The 1,709-nt window shown below is 71.2% G+C and carries 2 protein-coding genes and 1 pseudogene; 2 read left to right on the top strand and 1 reads right to left on the bottom strand.

The genetic code is table 11. The annotated features are described in order from the left end of the window. Nucleotides 1–354: pseudogene (locus AB0M20_RS41945) on the top strand (hypothetical protein); the annotation flags it as partial. On the opposite strand, the gene AB0M20_RS41940 reads toward AB0M20_RS41945, so the two are convergent. Continuing rightward, the gene (locus AB0M20_RS41940) at nucleotides 351–548 is read right to left on the bottom strand and encodes a DUF2795 domain-containing protein (protein WP_364306938.1); all 198 of its coding nucleotides are present in this window, start codon (nucleotides 546–548) and stop codon (nucleotides 351–353) included. The pseudogene AB0M20_RS41945 and the gene AB0M20_RS41940 overlap by 4 nt on opposite strands. A gap of 114 nt (nucleotides 549–662) precedes the next feature. Here AB0M20_RS41940 and AB0M20_RS41935 point away from each other — a divergent pair. Then, a partial coding sequence (locus tag AB0M20_RS41935; RefSeq protein WP_364306937.1) for a neutral zinc metallopeptidase occupies nucleotides 663–1,709 on the top strand: 1,047 nt, incomplete at its 3' end.

Raw genomic sequence — 1,709 nt, 5'->3', positions numbered from 1 at the left:
CCGTGCTGCTCCTACGGCGCGTCGAAGGCCTTCGTCGAGGCGCTGGCCCGGGCGTACGAATACCGGACCGACATGTCGCTGATCGGGCTGCGGCTGGGCTTGTGCGCCCCGGAGGCGACGCCCGAGCAGGCCGCCGCCGGCTGGCTGCAGCCGGCGGACCTACAGCGGATCGTGACCGGCGCATTGGAGACCGAGGTACGGTCGGGCGTCTACAACGCCGTGTCGTGGGCGGCCCGGCGGCGGTGGGGAATCGACACGACGATGGCGGATCTCGGCTACGACCCGGCCCGCGACGCCGAGGACCCGCCGCACGCCCCCGACGACTTCCTGATCACCTGTGACAGGTCAGCTTAAGACGCCACGGCCCACAGGCGGTCGCGGACGTCCACCAGGTTGCGGTAGATGCCGACCGGTAGTGCGGTGATCAGCTCGATGGTGCGGTCGTCGGCCGGCTGCTGACGCGCGTGGTTGATGAGGTCCTGCCGGTTCGCGGGAAAGCCCACCGCCTGCAGCGTTTCGGCTACTGCGGTCCACTGGGTGCTGTCCATGCCGGCGGTTACCCGCAGCGAACCTGCTCTAACGCGGCCCCGGCCCGCACACCGGCCCGCACACCGGCCCGCATGCCGGGCGCATACCGGGCGCATGGCGGGGTAGGCGACGGCATGCCTGCGTACCGCCTTCTCTCCGCTCTCCTCGCGGTTCTGTCGCTGCCCGCCGTCGCGGGATGCGTGTCGGTGCGGGAGTCCGCCGCCCCCGAGACGTCGCAGCGCGTGAGCGCCGCCTCGAGCGACGTCGTGACCCGCTCGATCAAGGACGTCGAGCGATTCTGGACCACCGCCTACCCGGAGCTGAGCGAGGGCACGGCGTTCAAGCCCGTCAAGGGCGGCTATCACCCCTACACCGAGAGCAAGCCGCCCCCCGCGTGTGGCGGCCAGCCGGGCGAGTACCAGCCGAACGCGTTCTACTGCCCGGACGGCGACTTCATCGCGTGGGACGCACAGACCCTGATCCCGCAGCTGCAGGAGCAGTTCGGGCCGCTGCTGGTGGGCGTCGTGATCGCCCACGAGTACGGCCACGCCGTGCAGACCCGGCTCGGCCTCACCGACCAGCCGACCGTCGTGCTGGAGCAGCAAGCCGACTGCTTCGCCGGCGCCTGGACCGCCGACGTGCTGGCCGGGCGGTCCGCCGCCTTCACGGACGTGACGCCGGCCGAGCTCGACAACACCGTGGCCGGGCTCCTGCTGCTACGCGACCAGCCGGGGACGTCCGCGCAGAACCCGCAGGCGCACGGCAACGCCTTCGACCGCATCCGCGCGCTGCAGGACGGCGTGGAGAAGAACGTCAGCACGTGCGCCGCTTACCGCCGGGACAACCTGCCGGTCACCGAGGTGCCGTTCACCAACCGGGACGACGCCGCCACCGGTGGCGATCTCCCGTACGCTGACGCGGTCAACTCGCTCACCGCGGACGCTCAGGACTACTGGTCGAACACGTACCCGAAACTCGCCCAGCAGCCCTGGCGCACGCTGCAGGTGCAGGCCTTCACCGACACACCCCCGGAGTGCGACGCGCCGGACAGCTCCGCCGGCGGCGCCGCCTTCTACTGCCCGGACGGTGACTTCATCGCCTTCGACAACGCCCAGCTGGGCCCGCGGCTCTACCAGAACATCGGCGACAACGCCGTGGGCATGCTGCTCGGCGACCTCTTC

The organism is Actinoplanes sp. NPDC051633 (assembly GCF_040681735.1).
Taxonomy (GTDB): domain Bacteria; phylum Actinomycetota; class Actinomycetes; order Mycobacteriales; family Micromonosporaceae; genus Actinoplanes.
Note: the sequence above shows the minus strand (reverse complement) of the source record. Positions and strands in the feature narration are given on the sequence as shown.